Source organism: Actinacidiphila glaucinigra, assembly GCF_035918135.1.
GTDB lineage: Bacteria > Actinomycetota > Actinomycetes > Streptomycetales > Streptomycetaceae > Actinacidiphila > Actinacidiphila glaucinigra.
In genome coordinates this window covers 2,974,854-2,995,000 of sequence record NZ_CP109144.1, presented here as the reverse complement: position 1 = coordinate 2,995,000, position 20,147 = coordinate 2,974,854, and the positions used below count along the sequence as shown (strand labels likewise).

Annotated in this window: 9 protein-coding genes, 1 tRNA gene and 2 rRNA genes (1 of these 12 only partly in view); 11 read left to right on the top strand and 1 reads right to left on the bottom strand. The window is 69.3% G+C overall.

What is annotated here, in order from left to right; genetic code table 11:
* From OIE69_RS13020 to OIE69_RS13005, 4 genes are all read left to right on the top strand, one after another.
* A 23S ribosomal RNA gene (locus OIE69_RS13020) occupies positions 1-2,615 on the top strand (it extends 507 nt beyond the left edge of the window).
* Between the two features lie 97 nt (positions 2,616-2,712).
* A 5S ribosomal RNA gene (gene rrf / locus OIE69_RS13015) occupies positions 2,713-2,829 on the top strand.
* A 142-nt stretch (positions 2,830-2,971) separates the two neighbouring features.
* Positions 2,972-3,937, top strand: coding sequence for a DegT/DnrJ/EryC1/StrS family aminotransferase (locus tag OIE69_RS13010; protein WP_326572146.1), 966 nt, complete (start codon positions 2,972-2,974; stop codon positions 3,935-3,937).
* A gap of 83 nt (positions 3,938-4,020) precedes the next feature.
* Positions 4,021-4,093 (top strand) — tRNA-Thr (locus OIE69_RS13005).
* A gap of 76 nt (positions 4,094-4,169) precedes the next feature.
* Here the strand turns inward: OIE69_RS13005 and OIE69_RS13000 are convergent.
* A complete protein-coding gene (locus OIE69_RS13000; RefSeq protein WP_326572145.1) occupies positions 4,170-6,791 on the bottom strand; it encodes a SpoIIE family protein phosphatase in 2,622 nt (873 codons plus the stop codon).
* A gap of 284 nt (positions 6,792-7,075) precedes the next feature.
* Here OIE69_RS13000 and OIE69_RS12995 point away from each other — a divergent pair, with 284 nt between their 5' ends.
* The 7 genes from OIE69_RS12995 (at position 7,076) to OIE69_RS12965 (ending at position 20,145) form a co-directional block, all read left to right on the top strand.
* A complete protein-coding gene (locus OIE69_RS12995; protein WP_392567496.1) occupies positions 7,076-12,556 on the top strand; it encodes a HAMP domain-containing protein in 5,481 nt (1,826 codons plus the stop codon).
* Positions 12,557-12,826: 270 nt separating this feature from the next.
* The gene (locus OIE69_RS12990; RefSeq protein ID WP_326572144.1) at positions 12,827-13,507 is read left to right on the top strand and encodes a response regulator; all 681 of its coding nucleotides are present in this window, start codon (positions 12,827-12,829) and stop codon (positions 13,505-13,507) included.
* A 114-nt stretch (positions 13,508-13,621) separates the two neighbouring features.
* Entirely contained in the window at positions 13,622-16,252 is a 2,631-nt protein-coding gene (locus OIE69_RS12985; protein ID WP_326572143.1) for a DNA translocase FtsK, read from the top strand.
* Positions 16,253-16,472: 220 nt separating this feature from the next.
* Positions 16,473-17,273 (top strand): helix-turn-helix domain-containing protein, encoded by an 801-nt coding sequence (locus OIE69_RS12980; protein WP_326572142.1) that lies wholly within the window; start codon positions 16,473-16,475, stop codon positions 17,271-17,273.
* A gap of 114 nt (positions 17,274-17,387) precedes the next feature.
* Complete coding sequence (gene rimO, locus OIE69_RS12975) at positions 17,388-18,872, top strand: 30S ribosomal protein S12 methylthiotransferase RimO (protein ID WP_326572141.1); 1,485 nt, start codon at positions 17,388-17,390, stop codon at positions 18,870-18,872.
* A complete protein-coding gene (pgsA, locus tag OIE69_RS12970) occupies positions 18,869-19,606 on the top strand; it encodes a CDP-diacylglycerol--glycerol-3-phosphate 3-phosphatidyltransferase (protein WP_326572140.1) in 738 nt (245 codons plus the stop codon). The genes rimO and pgsA overlap by 4 nt, the downstream gene beginning before the upstream one ends.
* A complete protein-coding gene (locus OIE69_RS12965; RefSeq protein WP_326572139.1) occupies positions 19,603-20,145 on the top strand; it encodes a CinA family protein in 543 nt (180 codons plus the stop codon). The genes pgsA and OIE69_RS12965 overlap by 4 nt, the downstream gene beginning before the upstream one ends.
* Positions 20,146-20,147: the final 2 nt, after the last annotated feature.

Below are 20,147 nucleotides of genomic sequence, written 5' to 3'. Positions count from 1 at the left end.
CTAAGCCTAAATATTCCCTGGTGACCGATAGCGGATAGTACCGTGAGGGAATGGTGAAAAGTACCGCGGGAGCGGAGTGAAATAGTACCTGAAACCGTGTGCCTACAAGCCGTGGGAGCGTCGGACATCAGCTTGCTGGTGTCTCGTGACTGCGTGCCTTTTGAAGAATGAGCCTGCGAGTTTGCGGTGTGTGGCGAGGTTAACCCGTGTGGGGTAGCCGTAGCGAAAGCGAGTCCGAATAGGGCGTTTGAGTCGCATGCCCAAGACCCGAAGCGGAGTGATCTAGCCATGGGCAGGTTGAAGCGTGGGTAAGACCGCGTGGAGGACCGAACCCACCAGGGTTGAAAACCTGGGGGATGACCTGTGGTTAGGGGTGAAAGGCCAATCAAACTCCGTGATAGCTGGTTCTCCCCGAAATGCATTTAGGTGCAGCGTCGTGTGTTTCTTGCCGGAGGTAGAGCACTGGATAGGCGATGGGCCCTACCGGGTTACTGACCTTAGCCAAACTCCGAATGCCGGTAAGTGAGAGCGCGGCAGTGAGACTGCGGGGGATAAGCTCCGTGGTCGAGAGGGAAACAGCCCAGAGCATCGACTAAGGCCCCTAAGCGTACGCTAAGTGGGAAAGGATGTGGAGTCGCACAGACAACCAGGAGGTTGGCTTAGAAGCAGCCACCCTTGAAAGAGTGCGTAATAGCTCACTGGTCAAGTGATTCCGCGCCGACAATGTAGCGGGGCTCAAGCGTACCGCCGAAGTCGTGTCATTGCAGCATTACTCCCAACGGAGGCTGTGATGGGTAGGGGAGCGTCGTGTGCCGGGTGAAGCGGCCCTGTAAGGGAGTCGTGGACGGTTCACGAGTGAGAATGCAGGCATGAGTAGCGATACAAGAGTGGGAAACTCTTGCGCCGATTGACTAAGGGTTCCTGGGTCAAGCTGATCTGCCCAGGGTAAGTCGGGACCTAAGGCGAGGCCGACAGGCGTAGTCGATGGACAACCGGTTGATATTCCGGTACCCGCTTTGAAGCGCCAGCGCTGAACCCTCTGATGCTAAGCCCGTGAAGCCGCCCTTGATCTCTTCGGAGTGATGGGGAGTGGTGGAGCCGGTGACCCGAGGTGGTAGTAGGTGAGCGATGGGGTGACGCAGGAAGGTAGTCCAGCCCGGGCGGTGGTTGTCCCGGGGTAAGGGTGTAGGCCGAGTGGTAGGCAAATCCGCCACTCATTGAGGCTGAGACCTGATGCCGAGCCGATTGTGGTGAAGTGGATGATCCTATGCTGTCGAGAAAAGCCTCTAGCGAGTTTCATGGCGGCCCGTACCCTAAACCGACTCAGGTGGTCAGGTAGAGAATACCGAGGCGTTCGGGTGAACTATGGTTAAGGAACTCGGCAAAATGCCCCCGTAACTTCGGGAGAAGGGGGGCCATTGCTGGTGAGGGGATTTACTTCCTGAGCTGGTGGTGGCCGCAGAGACCAGCGAGAAGCGACTGTTTACTAAAAACACAGGTCCGTGCGAAGCCGTAAGGCGATGTATACGGACTGACGCCTGCCCGGTGCTGGAACGTTAAGGGGACCGGTTAGCTCCATTTCGGTGGGGCGAAGCTGAGAACTTAAGCGCCAGTAAACGGCGGTGGTAACTATAACCATCCTAAGGTAGCGAAATTCCTTGTCGGGTAAGTTCCGACCTGCACGAATGGCGTAACGACTTCTCGACTGTCTCAACCATAGGCCCGGTGAAATTGCACTACGAGTAAAGATGCTCGTTTCGCGCAGCAGGACGGAAAGACCCCGGGACCTTTACTATAGCTTGATATTGGTGTTCGGTTCGGCTTGTGTAGGATAGGTGGGAGACTGTGAAGCGGTGGCGCCAGCCATTGTGGAGTCGTCGTTGAAATACCACTCTGGTCGTGCTGGATGTCTAACCTCGGTCCGTGATCCGGATCAGGGACAGTGTCTGGTGGGTAGTTTAACTGGGGCGGTTGCCTCCTAAAGAGTAACGGAGGCGCCCAAAGGTTCCCTCAGCCTGGTTGGCAATCAGGTGTTGAGTGTAAGTGCACAAGGGAGCTTGACTGTGAGACTGACGGGTCGAGCAGGTACGAAAGTAGGGACTAGTGATCCGGCGGTGGCTTGTGGAAGCGCCGTCGCTCAACGGATAAAAGGTACCCCGGGGATAACAGGCTGATCTTCCCCAAGAGTCCATATCGACGGGATGGTTTGGCACCTCGATGTCGGCTCGTCGCATCCTGGGGCTGGAGTCGGTCCCAAGGGTTGGGCTGTTCGCCCATTAAAGCGGTACGCGAGCTGGGTTTAGAACGTCGTGAGACAGTTCGGTCCCTATCCGCTGTGCGCGTAGGAGTCTTGAGAAGGGCTGTCCCTAGTACGAGAGGACCGGGACGGACGAACCTCTGGTGTGCCAGTTGTCCTGCCAAGGGCATGGCTGGTTGGCTACGTTCGGGAGGGATAACCGCTGAAAGCATCTAAGCGGGAAGCCTGCTTCGAGATGAGGACTCCCACCCCCTTGAGGGGTTAAGGCTCCCAGTAGACGACTGGGTTGATAGGCCGGATGTGGAAGCCCAGTAATGGGTGGAGCTGACCGGTACTAATAAGCCGAGGGCTTGTCCATAGGTTGCTCGCGTCCACTGTGTAGTTCTGAAACAACGAACCCCGGCCCCTGCTGTTTTGTGGGGTGGCTGGTGCCGGTTCGTACAGTTTCATAGTGTTTCGGTGGTCATAGCGTTAGGGAAACGCCCGGTTACATTTCGAACCCGGAAGCTAAGCCTTTCAGCGCCGATGGTACTGCAGGGGGGACCCTGTGGGAGAGTAGGACGCCGCCGAACAAATATTGAGAGCCGTGCCCCCGGACCCAGTCCGGGGGCACGGCTCTTTGTCGTATCCACACCCGTTGTTCATGTTCAGATCAGCAACGCATCACCCGCTGCGGTGATCCTTGCGGGAACCGGGTAAGTGGAGGTGGGCCTGATGCAGCAGTTCCTGGTCCAGGGTGCTGAAGTAGCCGCGCTGGAGGACGAGTTCTCGTCCGCGGCGGACGGACGCCATGCCGTCGCAGTGGACTCGGCGACCTCCGGGCTGCAACTGGCGCTGCTCTCGCTCGGCATCGGTGCCGGCGAGGAAGTGATCCTGCCGTCGTTCGCGCCCGTGGAGACCGCGGCCGCCGTGCGGCGGGCCGGTGCGGTGCCGGTCTTCGCGGACATCGACCCGCTGACGTTCTGCCTGGACCCGGAGGCCGTCGCCGCCGCGATCACGCCCCTCACGGTGGCGATCCTGCCGGTGCACCTCTTCGGGCACCCCGCGGCCGTCGACCAGATCACCGACATCGCCGCCCGGCACGGCCTGGCGATCGTCGAGGACGCCACCCAGGCCCAGGCGGCGACGCTGGCCGGCCGCCGGGTCGGCACCTACGGGGTGCTGAGCGTGTTCGCCGTCGAGGAGGGCGCCGTGGTGACCACGGAGCACCCCGAACTGGCCGGAGCCGTCAAGCGGCTTCGGGACACCGCCCATGCCGAGGCCCGGATGGCCGACCGCAAGGCGTCCGTGGGCCGCGGGGCGCTGGCGAAGCTGGCCGGTGCCGTGGCCCGGCAGCGGGCCAACTGCCGTTACCTGGACTCGGCCCTGACCGGCGTCCTGGTGCCCTACGTGGAGCCCGGTGCCCACCACGTGTACCACCGCTACACGGTGCGCATACCGGGGAACGGCCGTCCGGACCGGGACGCCTTCGCGATGGCCCTGGCCGCGCGGGGCGTGCAGGCGAACGTGAGCATCCCGACGCCCGTGCACCGGATGCCCGAGTACCGGTCGAGTTCGTTCCTGCCCAGGACCGAGAAGGCGGCCGGCGAGACGCTGTCGCTGCCCGTCCACCCGGGCCTGACCGAGAGGGAGTTGGAGCGGATGGCCGCGGCGTGCAACACGCTCGGCGGTCTTCTCTGATCCCGGGCTGTTCCGGTCGGGCCGTACGTCGCGCGGATTTCCGAACCGGGGCGGGCATGGGTTAAGATCCTTCACGTCGACACGCCCCAATAGCTCAGTCGGCAGAGCGTCTCCATGGTAAGGAGAAGGTCTACGGTTCGATTCCGTATTGGGGCTCTGATAACAGGAAAGGCCCCCGCCTCACGGCGGGGGCCTTTCCTGTTTTTCGGTGCCTTCGGCGAACTGCCCTCCGTCAGGCGGGCAGTTCCAGTTCCGGGACGCGCATCGTGAGGATGGCCATGTCGTCGGAGGGCGCGTCCGACGCGAAGCGCTCGACGGCCCGCTGGATACGGGCCGCGACGGCACCCGCGGTGAGGCCCGTGCAGGTGGCCAGGACGTCGGCGAGGCCGTCGTCGCCGAGCATGCGGGTGCCCTCGCGGCGTTCGGTGACGCCGTCGGTGACGCAGAGCAGGACGTCGCCGGGGTCGAGGGTGACCGTCTGCTCGACGAGTTCGAGGTCCTCGATGACGCCGAGGAGCGGCTGCGGTTCCGCGGCCGGTTCCACGGCACCGCTCTGCCGCAGTCGCAGCGGCAGCGGGTGTCCGGCGCAGACGACCTTCAGGACGGCGCTGCCGTCGTTCTGCGGCCACATCTCGCCGTAGAGGAGGGTGAGGAAGCGGCTGCGGGCCCCCTCGTCCAGGATGGCCGCGTTGAGCCGCTCCAGGACGGACGGGCCGCTGAAGCCCTCGCGCGCGAGCAGACGCAGCGCGTGCCGGGCGAGACCGGTCACGGCGGCGGCCTCGGGGCCCGTGCCGCACACGTCGCCGATGGCGAAGCCCCAGCAGCCGTCGCGGATCGGGAACACGTCGTAGAAGTCGCCGCCGACCTCGTTGCCCTCGCCGGCGGCGCGGTACACGACCTCGACCTCGACGCCGGGGATCACCGGCAGGCCGGGCGGCAGCAGGCTGCGCTGGAGGGACTGGCTGATGGCCGTTCGCTCGCTGTAGAGGCGGGCGTTGTCCAGGGCGAGGGCCGCCCGGCGCGACAGGTCCTCGGCGAGTTCCAGGATCTCCTGGCGGAAGCGCTCGTCGGCGGACTTGCCGAGGGTGAGCATGCCGATGACGCGGTTGCGGGCGACCAGCGGGAGGACGACCGTCTCGCCGCCGACGGCGGCGGCGGTCGCCAGGGCCGTGCCCGGGCCCGTCGCGGGCCGCCCGGCATCCCCGAGGCCCAGGCTGCGCAGGGAGGCGCGCAGGGCGCTGGAGTGGGCGGCGTCGGAGGGCGCCGTCCACGCGCGGGCGCCGGGGGTGGGGTCGGGGTCGGGCGGGGCGAGGCGGGAGAGCAGGGCCTTGATGCCGTCGATGCGGTCCTCGTCCTCGTGCAGGACGAAGGCGAGTTCGGGTTCCGAGGCCTGGTCGGCGATCGTGTAGACGGCGCACCAGTTGGCCAGGGTGGGCACGGTCATCTGGGCCATCAGGGCCAGCGTCTGGTCGCGTTCGAGGGTGCCCGCCAGCAGGTCGGAGGCCTCCACCAGGAAGGACAGCGAGCCTCGGCGCAGGCGCTCGAGCTCGGTGAGGCGGGCGCTCTCCACCGCCAGCGCGATGCGGTCGGCGGCGAACTGCAGCCGCAGCGCCTCCTCGTTGGTGTAGCGGCCGGGGCTCTCCGCGGCGACGCCGAGCGAACCGGTGAGGCGGCCCTCGACCTTGAGGGGGACGGTGACGACGGAGCGCATGCCGGTGCCGGCGAGCAGCGGGACGGCGCCGGGGACCGCCGTGAGGTCCTCGTGGACGGCGGGCATGCGGGCGCTGCCGTAGCGGCCGGTGCCGGCCTCGACGGGGACGCGCGCGAAGCGCTGCCGGGCGGAGGGGAGGCCGGTGGAGGCGCGCACCTCCAGCTCGGTCTCGTCGTCGGTGGCGAGCAGGAGGTAGGCGGCGTCGCCGTCGAGCATGTCGCGGGCGCGCTCCACGGTGCGCTGCAGCAGCCCGTCGAGGTCGTCGGGGGCGGGGGAGCCGATGAAGGACTCGAAGGGGTCCACGGCCTTGCCGCGTTCGGCGCCGCGCTCGACGGCGACCATGCCGCGGCCGGGGTTCTGCAGGACGGCGCGCTCGTCCTCGCGCACCAGCAGGCACACGGTGGACGGCTCGCCGGAGGTGTCGCGGACCCGCAGGTGCGTGCCGTAGACGGGAAGGATCCGCCCGTCGGCGTCGCGGACGCCGTAGCTGCCCTCCCAGCGGGACAGCCGCAGGGCCTCGGCGATGCCGTGGCCGGTGCCGGGGGTCTGCGGCCAGGCGGCGAAGTCGCCGAGCGGCTTGCCGGTCACCTGGTCGCCGGGGTGGCCGAAGAGCTCGGCGGCGTCCTGGTTCCAGCGGGTGATGATGCCGCCCCGGTCGACCTGGACGACGGCGACGCGGACCCGCTCGTCGGCCAGCGGCAGTGCCTGGACGGGCAGGGCCGGGCCCGCGGAACGGGTGCCCGCGGGACGCTGGGGGAGGTCGAGGCGGAACCAGACGTGCTTGTTGGCCGCGGTGTACTCCACGCCCCAGCGGCTGGCCAGCGCCGAGCACAGGAGCAGGCCGCGGCCGCCCTCGTGGTCGGGGTGGATCTGCTTCTTGGCGTCGTGGAGAGGAAGCTCACGTTCCGGGTAGCGGTCGGCGACCTCGATCCGTACGGCGGACTCGAAACGCAGGCACTGGACGTCCGCGGCGGTGCCGGCGTGGACGACGGCGTTGGTGACGAGTTCACTGGTCAGGACGACGGCGTCGTCGACCACCTCGGAGAAGCCCCAGCCCTGGAGCGTGTCGCGGACGAACGCGCGTGCGGTGGCGACCGAACGTCCCACGGGTTCGAAGGTGGCCGCTGCCCGCGCCGTGATCACAGATCTCCTTGTTTGTCCCGGGACGTCACCATTCGTCGTCCGCTGTACTGTCACCACCGGCCCCCACTTCGAGGTGTACGCCCGGCCCAAGGTGGGCAACCGCATGCCAGGTTACTTACCCCCGGCGACCGCGTGTGTGCCGGTTGGGGGTGTTCCTGCCCCGATCATGACGCCGGTCATATGCGATGCTGCCGAACTGTTATGGCCGGGCCCGGGCATGGTGAAACACTGGTCATGCCTGAACGAGGCACATGCAGGTCGGTCGACCCTCCGGGAGGGACACGGTGGAGTCTGGCGCATCGGCGCGAGGCGGCGCGGCATCCGCGGCGAGGCAGGGCGGTTCCGCACGGGTCAAGAACGTGCGGGCGCGTACGAGCGGGGCCGGTTCGGGGACCGTCGAGGTCGACTCGGCGGCCCTGCACAGGCTGCTGTCGGCGTTGGAGTCCATGCGGGACGGCAACTTCCGCAAGAGGCTGACGGTCACCGGCGACGGGGTCATGGCGGAGATCTCCGCGGTGTTCAACGAAGTCGCCGACCGCAACCAGCACCTCACCGGGGAGCTGGCGCGGGTGCGGCGGGTCGTGGGCCGGGAGGGCAAGCTCGCGGAGCGCCTGGAGACGGGGGCGTGCGAGGGCGCCTGGGCGGCGGCCATCGACGCATCCAACGCGCTCGTGGACGACCTCGTGCGCCCCATGTCCGAGGTCGGCCGGGTGCTGTCGGCGGTCGCGGAGGGCGACCTGGAGCAGCGGATGGACCTGCGCGCGCAGGGCGCCGACGGTTCCGGGCATCCGCTGCGCGGCGAGTTCCTCAAGGTGGGCCGCACCGTCAACGGGCTGGTCGACCAGCTGTCCACGTTCACCGACGAGGTGACCCGGGTGGCGAGCGAGGTCGGCACCGAGGGCAAGCTCGGCGGCCAGGCGCGGGTGCGCGGCATGTCCGGCTCGTGGAAGGACCTCACGGACTCGGTCAACACCATGGCGTCCCGTCTGACGGCCCAGGTGCGTGACATCGCCCTCGTCACGACGGCGGTCGCCAAGGGCGACCTGTCGCGCAAGGTCACCGTGCACGTGGCCGGCGAGATGCTGGAGCTGAAGAACACCGTCAACACGATGGTCGACCAGCTCTCCTCCTTCGCCGCCGAGGTGACCCGCGTCGCGCGCGAGGTGGGCACCGAGGGCCAGCTGGGCGGCCAGGCCAAGGTGGCCGGGGTCGACGGCGTGTGGAAGGACCTCACGGACTCCGTCAACCTGATGGCCGGCAATCTGACGGCCCAGGTGCGTGACATCGCCCAGGTGACCACCGCGGTCGCCAACGGCGACCTGTCGCAGAAGATCACCATCGGCGCGCGCGGCGAGGTCGCGCAGCTCGCCGAGACGGTCAACGCGATGACCGAGACGCTGCGCACCTTCGCCGACGAGGTGACCCGTGTCGCGGGCGAGGTCGGCGCGGACGGCCGGCTCGGCGGCCAGGCGCAGGTACCGGGCGCGGCGGGCATCTGGAAGGACCTCACCGACTCGGTGAACACCGCGTTCCGCAACCTGACCGGCCAGGTGCGGGACATCGCGCAGGTGACGACGGCGGTCGCCAACGGCGACCTGTCGCAGAAGGTGACGGTGGACGTCTCCGGCGAGATGCTGGAGCTGAAGAACACCGTCAACACGATGGTGGACCAGCTGTCGGCCTTCGGTGCCGAAGTGACCCGAGTGGCGCGTGAGGTCGGCGTCGAGGGAGAGCTGGGCGGCCAGGCGCAGGTACCGGGTGCGGCGGGTCTGTGGAAGGACCTGACGGATTCGGTGAACACCGCGTTCCGCAACCTGACCGGCCAGGTCCGCAACATCGCGCAGGTGACGACGGCGGTCGCCAACGGCGACCTGTCGCAGAAGGTCACGGTGGACGTCTCCGGCGAGATGCTGGAGCTGAAGAACACCGTGAACCGCATGGTGGACCAGCTGTCCTCGTTCGCCGGACAGGTCACGCGTATGGCCCGGGACGTGGGCACGGAGGGCCGCCTCGGCGGTCAGGCCCGCGTCGACGGCGTGAGCGGCGTGTGGAAGGAGCTGACGGACTCCGTCAACTTCATGGCGGGCAACCTCACCTCGCAGGTGCGCCAGATCGCGCAGGTGACGACGGCGGTGGCCCGCGGTGACCTCTCCCAGAAGGTCGACGTCGACGCGCGCGGCGAGATCCTTGAGCTGAAGAACACCATCAACACGATGGTCGACCAGCTCTCCTCCTTCGCCGAGCAGGTGACCCGGGTGGCCCGCGAGGTCGGCACCGAGGGACGGCTCGGCGGCCAGGCGCAGGTGCCCGGGGTGGCCGGCGTGTGGCGCGACCTGACCGACTCCGTGAACGGCATGGCGGGCAACCTGACCGCGCAGGTCCGCAACATCGCCCAGGTGGCCACCGCGGTGGCCCGCGGCGACCTCTCCCAGAAGATCGACGTCGACGCGCGCGGCGAGATCCTGGAACTGAAGAACGTCCTCAACACGATGGTCGACCAGCTCTCCTCCTTCGCCGAGCAGGTGACCCGGGTGGCCCGCGAGGTGGGCACCGAGGGCATCCTGGGCGGCCAGGCCGAGGTGAAGGGCGTGTCGGGCACCTGGAAGGACCTGACGCAGTCCGTCAACTTCATGGCGAACAACCTCACCATGCAGGTCCGCAACATCGCCGAGGTCACCACCGCGGTCGCCCAGGGCGACCTGTCCAAGAAGATCACCGTCGACGCCAAGGGCGAGATCCTCGCCCTGGTCACCACCGTGAACACGATGGTCGACCAGCTGTCCGCCTTCGGTGACGAGGTGACCCGGGTGGCCCGCGAGGTGGGCACCGAGGGCCAGCTGGGCGGCCAGGCGCGGGTGCGGGACGTCTCCGGCATCTGGAAGGACCTCACCGACAACGTCAACCTGATGGCCAACAACCTGACCAGCCAGGTGCGTTCGATCTCCTCCGTCGCCACCGCCGTCGCCAACGGCGACCTCACCAAGAAGATCACCGTCGAGGCGCGCGGCGAGGTCGCCCAGCTCGCCGAGACCATCAACACGATGGTCGACACGCTCTCCGCCTTCGGTGACGAGGTGACCCGGGTGGCCCGCGAGGTGGGCACCGACGGCATCCTCGGCGGTCAGGCGCGCGTGCCGGGTGTGTCCGGCTCGTGGAAGGACCTCACCGAGTCGGTCAACAACATGGCCTCCAACCTGACCGGCCAGGTCCGCAACATCGCCATGGTCACCACCGCGGTCGCCCGCGGAGACCTGTCCAAGAAGATCGACGTCGACGCGCACGGGGAGATCCTGGAGCTGAAGACGACCATCAACACGATGGTCGACCAGCTCTCCGCCTTCGGTGACCAGGTGACCCGGGTGGCCCGCGAGGTGGGCACCGAGGGCCGCCTGGGCGGCCAGGCGCGCGTGCCGGGAGTCTCCGGCATCTGGAAGGACCTCACCGAGTCGGTGAACCTGATGGCGAACAACCTGACCCGTCAGGTCCGCAACATCGCCCAGGTGGCCACCGCGGTGACCCGCGGCGACCTCAACATCCGCACGGACGTGGACGCGGCGGGCGAGATCCTGGAGCTCCAGGACTACATCAACACCATGATCGTCCGACTCCGCGAGACCACGCTCGCCAACAAGGAGCAGGACTGGCTCAAGGGCAACCTCGCCCGCATCTCCGGTCTGATGCAGGGCCGCCGCGACCTCAACGACGTGGCGGCGCTCATCATGAGCGAGCTGACCCCGGTGGTCTCCGCCCAGCACGGCGCCTTCTTCATCGCGGAGGAGCCGGCCGGCGGGGAGGAGATCGACGAAGGCTACGAGCTGCGGCTGAGCGGCTCGTACGGCTTCTCCAAGCGGACGATGCCGACGGTGTTCCTGCCCGGAGAGGGGCTGATCGGCACGGCCGCCGTCGAGAAGCGCTCGATCCTGGTGGAGGACGTGCCGCCGGGCTACCTGCGGATCTCCTCCGGTCTCGGCGAGGCGCCGCCGGCCCATGTCATCGTGCTGCCGGTGGTGTTCGAGGACCGGGTGCTCGGTGTCATGGAGCTGGCCTCCTTCCAGCCGCTCACCCAGATCCAGAAGGACTTCCTCGGCCAGATCACCGACATGATCGCGGTCAGCGTGAACACCATCAGCGTGAACACCAAGACCGAGTACCTGCTGGAGCAGTCGCAGGAGCTGACCGAGCAGCTGCGGGAGCGCTCGGCGGAGCTGGAGAACCGGCAGAAGCAGCTGGAGATGTCCAACACGGAGCTGGAGGAGAAGGCGGAGCTGCTGGCCCGCCAGAACCGGGACATCGAGGTGAAGAACACCGAGATCGAGGAGGCCCGGCAGGTCCTGGAGGAGCGCGCCGAGCAGTTGGCCGTCTCGATGCGCTACAAGTCCGAGTTCCTGGCCAACATGTCGCACGAGCTGCGCACCCCGCTCAACTCGCTGCTCATCCTGGCCAAGCTGCTCGCGGACAACGCCGAGGGCAATCTCTCCCCGAAGCAGGTCGAGTTCGCCGAGACGATCCACGGCGCCGGCTCGGACCTGCTGCAGCTCATCAACGACATCCTGGACCTGTCCAAGGTCGAGGCGGGCAAGATGGACGTCAGCCCGACCCGCATCGCCCTGGTCCAGCTGGTCGACTACGTGGAGGCGACCTTCCGGCCCCTCACGGCGGAGAAGGGCCTGGACTTCTCGGTACGGGTCTCCCCGGAGCTGCCCGCCACACTCCACACCGACGAGCAGCGGCTGCTGCAGGTGCTGCGCAACCTGCTGTCGAACGCGGTCAAGTTCACCGACAGCGGCTCGGTCGAACTGGTCATCCGCCCGGCCGGCCCCGACGTGCCGCAGGCGATCCGGGAGCAGTTGCTGGAGTCCGGCTCGCTGCGGGGCGCGGACGAGCCGCTGATCGCCTTCTCCGTGACCGACACCGGCATCGGCATCGCGGCGAGCAAGATGCGGGTCATCTTCGAGGCCTTCAAGCAGGCGGACGGCACCACCAGCCGCAAGTACGGCGGTACGGGCCTGGGCCTGTCCATCAGCCGGGAGATCGCCCGGCTGCTCGGCGGCGAGATCCACGCCGACAGCCAGCCCGGCCGCGGCTCGACCTTCACCCTCTACCTGCCGCTCAACACCACCGAACTGCCGCCCCAGGGCTACCTGCAGCTCCCCGGCGGCGAGGCCGCCGAACTCGAGGGAGCACCGGTCGAGCCGCTCCACGCCCCCGCGCACGGCCATGTGGCGGTGCGCGGCCGGGGCGCGGGCAGCAGCCTGGCCCGGCTGCGCCGGCGTTCGGCGGCAACCCCGCGGCCCGCGGCGGCCGCCGGGCCGGTGGAACGCGCCGCGCTGCCCGAGTCGTGGGTGGAGGGCGCGCACAGCGACGCCTACACCGGCTTCGCGGGCGGGTTCAGCGGTGAGAAGGTGCTCATCGTCGACGACGACATCCGCAACGTCTTCGCCCTCACCAGCGTGCTGGAGCAGCACGGGCTGACCGTGCTGTACGCGGAGAACGGCCGGGAGGGGATCGAGGTCCTGGAGCAGCACGACGACGTCGCCGTGGTGCTGATGGACATCATGATGCCCGAGATGGACGGTTACGCGACCACGGCCGCGATCCGCAGGATGCCCCAGTTCGCCGGGCTGCCGATCATCGCGCTGACGGCGAAGGCGATGAAGGGCGACCGGGAGAAGAGCATCGAGTCCGGGGCGTCCGACTACGTCGCCAAGCCGGTGGACACCGACCACCTGCTCGCGGTGATGGAGCAGTGGATGCAGTCCAGGTGACGCCGCGTCGGGCGCCACGTTGGGTGGTCCGGCGGGCAACGGACGGTGAACGTCCATGACTCGGCGTGTGTGAAGAGGTGTGAGAGTGCGGGAATCTGGGAACCTTCTGGTCTCCGCTTGCGTTTCCGCTACGTGCACAGTGACATGGCGGTGACAGGGTGTGGCGGACAGCGGGGTGCGGCTACCATGACCGGCACAAGGACGGGCGGCGCTCAGGAGTCGTCCGTGGGGGCGGCGACCGGTGCAGTGCCGGGGCGAGGAGGGCGGGCCATGGTGCAGAAGGCCAAGATCCTCCTGGTCGATGACCGGCCGGAGAATCTGCTGGCGCTGGAGGCCATCCTCTCCGCGCTCGATCAGACCCTGGTGCGGGCATCGTCCGGGGAGGAAGCGCTCAAGGCGCTGCTCACCGACGACTTCGCGGTGATCCTGCTCGACGTCCAGATGCCGGGCATGGACGGGTTCGAGACCGCGGCGCACATCAAGCGGCGCGAACGCACCCGCGACATCCCGATCATCTTCCTGACCGCCATCAACCACGGGCCGCACCACACCTTCCGCGGCTACGCGGCCGGTGCGGTGGACTACATCTCCAAGCCCTTCGACCCGTGGGTGCTGCGCGCCAAGGTCTCGGTCTTCGTCGAGCTCTACATGAAGAACTGCCAGTTGCGCGAGCAGGCCGCCCTGCTCCGGCTGCAGCTGGAACAGGGCGCCCGCTCCGGCGGCAACGGCTCCAAGGAGCCCGTGGGCCTGCTCGCCGAGCTCTCCGCGCGGCTCGCCGCCGTGGAGGAGCAGGCGGAGGCGCTGTCCAAGCAACTCGACGAGTCCGCGGACGCGGCGGCGGTGGCCACGGCCGCCCACCTGGAGCGCAAGCTGACCGGGCTGCGCCGCGCGCTGGACGCGCTGGAGCCCGGCACGGGCGGCGGCGACAAGAAGATTCCCCCGCAGGAGTGAAGCATGTGCGCCACTTGACGCAAAGTCATCCTTGGCGCACCAGGGTCACGACACGAATGGCGGTATGCGTGGCCACGCGTGTCGTGCGCGGGGCGGAACGGTAACCTCACCATCATGGCCTCACGTACGCCCGGCACCGCCAAGAAGGCTGCCGCCAAACCTGCGGCCAAGCCCGCGGCGAAGAAGGCCCCCACGAAGAAGGCGGCGGCCAAGAAGCCGCCCGCCAAGGCGGCGGCGGCCAAACCCGCGCCGAAGCCGGCGCCGTCCCCGACCGGGGGTGTCTACCGGCTCGCGCGAGCGGTCTGGCTCGGCCTGGCGCACACCGTGGGCGCGCTCTTCCGCGGCGTCGGGCGCGGCGCGCGCGGTCTCGACCCGGCGCACCGCAAGGACGGCCTGGCGCTGCTGCTGCTCGGCCTCGCGCTGGTCGTGGCCACCGGCACCTGGTCGGATCTGCGCGGGCCGGTGGGCGACCTGGTCGAGATCCTGATCACCGGGCTGTTCGGGCGGCTGGACCTGCTCGTGCCCTTCCTCGTCGGCGCCGTCGTCTGGCGGCTGATGCGCCATCCGCAGAAGTCCGACGCCAACGGGCGCATCGTCATCGGCCTGACCACCCTCAGCGTCGGCGTGCTGGGGCTGGTCCACATCGGCTGCGGTTCCCCCGGACGGGGCCAGGGCGCCGACGCGATCCGCGACGCGGGCGGGCTCATCGGCTGGGCGGCGTCCGCGCCGCTCGGCTACACCGTCGGCGCACCGCTCGCGGTGGCGCTGCTGGCGCTGCTCACCTTCTTCGGGCTGCTCGTCACCACCGCGACCCCGGTCAACGCCATTCCTCGGCGGCTGCGCGAACTCGGCATCCGGCTGGGCCTGGTGGAGGAGCAGGCCCCCGCCGGGGCCGAGGACGACGCCGTGCCCTTCAGCGACCTGCTGGAGGAAGCCGCCCCCCAGGACGGCGGGGAGAGGGCGCGCCGCCGCTCCAAGCGCCGTCAGGAGCCGACGGAACTGCCCGATCTCACGCCCGGCGACGGCCTGGACGCGGTCGGCCTCGCCTACGGCGTGGCCGCCGACCTCGACGGCGCCCTCACCTACGGTGTGCCCGGCTCCTCGGTCGTCGCGGACCTCGTCAGCCACTCCCTGCCGCCGGCCCGGGACACCGGGGAGGGCGGCGCCGACGAGGACGCGGGCCCGTCCGTGCCCGACCTCACCAAGGCCGCGGCGCACGGCGAGGGCACGGCGCTGCCGCCGCGCGCCGAACAGCTCCAGCTGTCGGGCGACATCACCTACGGCCTGCCGTCCCTGGACCTGCTGGAGCGCGGCGGTCCCGGACGCACCCGCAGCGCCGCCAACGACGCCGTGGTCGAGTCGCTGACGAGCGTCTTCTCGCAGTTCAAGGTCGACGCGCGGGTCACCGGGTTCACCCGCGGCCCGACGGTTACCCGCTACGAGGTGGAGCTCGGCCAGGCCGTCAAGGTCGAGCGGATCACGGCCCTCGCCAAGAACATCGCGTACGCCGTGGCCAGTCCGGACGTACGGATCATCAGCCCGATCCCCGGCAAGTCGGCGGTCGGCATCGAGATCCCCAACAGCGACCGGGAGATGGTCAACCTCGGCGACGTACTGCGCTCCGCGGACGCCGCCGGCGAGGAGCACCCGATGACGGTGGCCCTCGGCAAGGACGTCGAGGGCGGCTACGTCATGGCCAACCTCGCGCGGATGCCGCACATCCTCGTCGCGGGCGCCACCGGGTCCGGCAAGTCCTCCTGCATCAACTGCCTGATCACCTCGATCCTGGCGCGTGCCACACCCGACGAGGTGCGGATGGTGCTGGTCGACCCCAAGCGCGTCGAGCTGACCGCGTACGAGGGCATCCCACACCTCATCACCCCGATCATCACCAACCCCAAGCGGGCCGCCGAGGCGTTGCAGTGGGTCGTGCGCGAGATGGACCTGCGCTACGACGACCTGGCAGCCTACGGCTTCCGGCACATCGACGACTTCAACGCGGCCGTGCGCAGCGGCAAGGCGAAGCCGCCCGAGGGCAGCGAGCGGGAGCTCACGCCCTACCCCTACCTGCTGGTGATCGTGGACGAGCTCGCCGACCTGATGATGGTCGCGCCGAGGGACGTGGAGGATGCGATCGTCCGCATCACCCAGCTCGCCCGGGCCGCCGGCATCCACCTGGTGCTGGCCACCCAGCGGCCCAGCGTCGACGTCGTCACGGGTCTCATCAAGGCCAACGTGCCCTCCCGGCTGGCCTTCGCGACCTCCTCCCTGGCCGACAGCCGGGTCATCCTCGACCAGGCCGGCGCCGAGAAGCTGATCGGAAAGGGTGACGGGCTGTTCCTGCCGATGGGCGCGAACAAACCGGTCCGCATGCAGGGCGCCTTCGTCACCGAGGACGAGATCCACGCCGTCGTCACCCACTGCAAGGCGCAGTTGACCCCCGCCTACCGTGACGACGTGGTCGTCGGCTCGGGCCCGAAGAAGGAGATCGACGAGGAGATCGGCGACGATCTGGACCTGTTGTGCCAGGCCGCGGAACTGGTCGTCTCCACGCAATTCGGCTCGACTTCGATGCTCCAGCGCAAACTGCGTGTCGGCTTCGCGAAAGCGGGCAGGCTCATGGACCTGATGGAATCGCGCGGGATCGTCGGCCCCAGCGAGGGGTCGAAGGCCCGTGACGTACTGGTCAAGCCGGACGAGATGGACGGAGTACTCGCCGTACTCCGCGGCGATGCCGGTTCGTAGCCGTTCCGTGGCTCACTCGTAAGTGGACTGGACGCAACCGTTGCTACCGCCCGCACGTCAAGTTATTGCAGGGGGAAGGCGTATGGCCGACTGTCATCGGCGCCGGGAAAGACGGCAATCCTGATGGCGGACAAACAACGCCCGCCCGCTTGCCCGTCCTTTTGCACACCCCCCTAGACTGAGTCTCCAGCAGGTGGCTGCACGCTCGAAAGGCGCCCCCGTGTCCATCGGCAACCCGCCCCCCGACGACCGGATCCCGGTCGGTCGTGCCCTCGCCCAGGCCCGCGTCGCCGCGGGTCTGACCGTCGACGAGGTCAGTACCACAACGCGTGTGCGCGCGCCCATCGTGCACGCGATCGAGCAGGACGATTTCTCCCGCTGCGGCGGCGACGTGTACGCCCGCGGCCACATCCGGGCGATCGCACGCGCCGTGGGCCTCGATCCCGAGGCCCTGATCGAGCAGTTCTCGGCGGAGCACGGCAGTGCGCCCGCCCCCACCCCCGTGGCGCCGCTGTACGAGGCGGAGCGGATGCGCTCCGAACCGCGCCGCCCCAACTGGACCGCGGCCATGGTCGCGGCGATCGTCGCCGTCGTCGGCTTCGTCGGCTTCACCCTCTTCAGCGGTGGTGAGGACGGCGGCAAGGAGCCGGTGGCGGGCAAGCCGAGTGCGGCGAGCCCGGCGGCCAAGCCGTCCGGCAGCGCCACGAGCACCGCGCCGAGGCCCGAGGAGTCCGACAGCGCGATCGCCGCCGCTCCGGCCGACAAGGTCACCGTCAAGCTCACCGCCCCGAACGCCAAGAGCTGGATCCAGGCGGTGGACAGCAACGGAAGGCAGCTCTTCCAGGGCAGTCTGGAGCCGGGCGACTCCAAGACCTTCACCGACAAGAGCAAGATCAACCTCATCATCGGCAACGCGGGCGCGGTCAATCTCTTCGTCAACGGCAAGGACCTGGGACCCGCGGGTGACCCCGGCCAGGTCCAGCGCCTCACCTTCACCCCCGGCGACCCGGAAGCGGGGTGACGCCCGGCCTCTCGGGCGCTCACGGACACCGCGGCGCCCGGCGCGGGACAACCGTCCCGTCGCCGGGCGCCGCTGTGCGTCGGAGCCTCGTCGGGGACAAAGTAGGCTGAGCCTATGTCCGAACCCCGTACCGTCGCTCTTGTCACGCTCGGCTGCGCCCGTAACGAGGTGGATTCCGAGGAGCTCGCCGGCCGGCTGGCGGCGGACGGGTGGCAGCTCGTCGAGGACGCCGCCTCCGCCGACGTCGCCGTCGTGAACACCTGTGGCTTCGTCGAGGCCGCCAAGAAGGACTCCGTCGACGCCCTCCTGGAAGCCAACGACCTCAAGGGCCACGGTCGCACCCAGGCCGTGGTCGCGGTCGGCTGCATGGCCGAGCGCTACGGCAGCGAGCTGGCCGAGGCCCTGCCCGAGGCGGACGGCGTGCTCGGCTTCGACGACTACGCGAACATCTCCGACCGCCTGCAGACGATCCTCTCCGGCGGCGTCCACGCCTCGCACACCCCGCGCGACCGCCGCAAGCTGCTGCCGATCAGCCCCGCCGCCCGGCAGGCCGCCGGCGAGGTCGCGCTTCCCGGCCACGCGCAGACCGCCCAGGAGCCCGCCTCGGCCCCCGAGGACCTGCCCGAGGGCGTGGCGCCCGCCTCCGGGCCGCGCGCCCCGCTGCGCCGCCGTCTGGACAGCAGCCCGGTCGCCTCGGTGAAGCTGGCCTCCGGCTGCGACCGCCGCTGCTCGTTCTGCGCCATCCCGTCCTTCCGGGGTTCGTTCATCTCCCGCCGCCCCTCGGACGTGCTCGGCGAGACCCACTGGCTGGCCGAGCAGGGCGTCAAGGAGGTCATGCTGGTCAGCGAGAACAACACCTCGTACGGCAAGGACCTCGGCGACATCCGGCTGCTGGAGACGCTGCTGCCGGAGCTGGCGGCCGTCGACGGCATCGAGCGGATCCGGGTCAGCTACCTGCAGCCCGCCGAGATGCGCCCGGGCCTGATCGACGTGCTGACCTCCACGCCGAAGGTCGCGCCGTACTTCGACCTGTCCTTCCAGCACTCCGCCCCCGGGGTGCTGCGCGCGATGCGCCGCTTCGGCGACACCGAGCGCTTCCTGGAACTGCTGGCGACCATCCGCTCCAAGGCGCCGGAGGCCGGGGTCCGCTCCAACTTCATCGTCGGTTTCCCCGGCGAGTCGGAGGCGGACCTGGAGGAGCTGGAGCGCTTCCTGGGCGCCGCGAGACTGGACGCCATCGGCGTCTTCGGCTACTCCGACGAGGAGGGCACGGAGGCGGCCGGCTACGAGGGCAAGCTCGACGAGGACGTGGTCGCCGAGCGGCTGGCCCGGGTGTCCCGGCTGGCCGAGGAGCTGACCGCGCAGCGTGCCGAGGAACGGCTGGGCTCGACGGTGCACGTGCTGGTCGAGTCCGTCGACGAGGAGGAGGGGGCGGTCGGCCGCGGTGCCCACCAGGCGCCGGAGACCGACGGCCAGGTCCTCCTGACCTCCTCCGCGGGCCTGGTGCCCGGAACGTTCGTGGCGGCGAAGGTGGTGGACACCGAAGGCGTCGACCTCGTCGCGGAGCCGCTCGGCACGACGGAGGGGGCCGGCAGATGACGGGAGTCCCGGCGTCCGCGGCCGGCGACCACCGGTCCGCACCCGCCGTCCCGGCGGCAGCGGTCCGGGGGCCCTCGCTGTGGAACATCGCCAACGTCCTGACGATGGTGCGGCTGCTCCTGGTGCCGGGCTTCGTCATGCTGCTCGTGCACGACGACGGGCACGACCCGGCGTGGCGCTCCTTCGCGTGGGCGGCGTTCGCCATCGCGATGATCACCGATCTCTTCGACGGCGAGCTGGCCCGGCGCTACGGCCTGGTCACCGACTTCGGCAAGATCGCCGACCCGATCGCCGACAAGGCGATCATGGGCGCGGCGCTGATCGGGCTCTCCGCCCTCGGCGACCTGCCCTGGTGGGTCACCGCGGTGATCCTCTTCCGTGAGCTGGGCATCACGCTGATGCGGTTCTGGGTGATCCGCTGGGGCGTCATCCCGGCCAGCCGCGGCGGCAAGCTGAAGACGCTCACCCAGGGCGTCGCCGTCGGCATGTACATCCTGGTCCTCACCGGGCCGCTGGCGACGCTGCGGGCGGTGCTGATGGGCGCCGCGGTGGTGCTCACCGTCGTGACCGGCCTGGACTACGTGCGCCAGGCGGTCGTCATGCGCCGGGCCGGGCTCGCCGCGCAGCGCACGGCCGCCGCGCGCCGGGCGCGCGAGGGGGCCGACGAGCCGGAGGACGGGCTCGCGCAGGACGTCCCGCCGGCGCTCCCGAAGGAGCAGGGACAGGGCGTGTGAACGCCGCCGCCGAGGTCCTGGGGCTGCTGGAGGCGCGGCGGCAGTGGCTCGCCGTCGCCGAGTCGCTGACCGGGGGCCTGGTGGCGGCCGAGCTGACCTCGGTGCCGGGCGCCTCCCGGTCCTTCCGGGGCTCGGTCACCGCGTACGCCACCGAGCTGAAGCGGGACGTGCTGGGCGTGGACGGCGCGCTGCTGGCCGAACGCGGCGCGGTGGACCCCGACGTCGCGCGCGCGATGGCGGAGGGCGTGCGGCGCGTGCTGCGCGCCGACTGGGGGCTGGCCACCACCGGTGTCGCCGGCCCCGACCCGCAGGACGGGCAACCGGTCGGGACCGTCTACGTGGCGGTCGCCGGGCCGACCGGCTCGTGGTGCGAGAGACTGCAGTTGAACGGCGACCGTGCCGCGATCCGTACCACCACCGTGAACGCCGTTCTGACCCTCTTGCAGCAGACGCTTCTGACGGGCCGGGGAACACCCGACGAATCCCCGACGGCGAAGGGTAGGGAAGAGAGCGGGGGGCAGGGATGTTTGCAGCCCTGAGT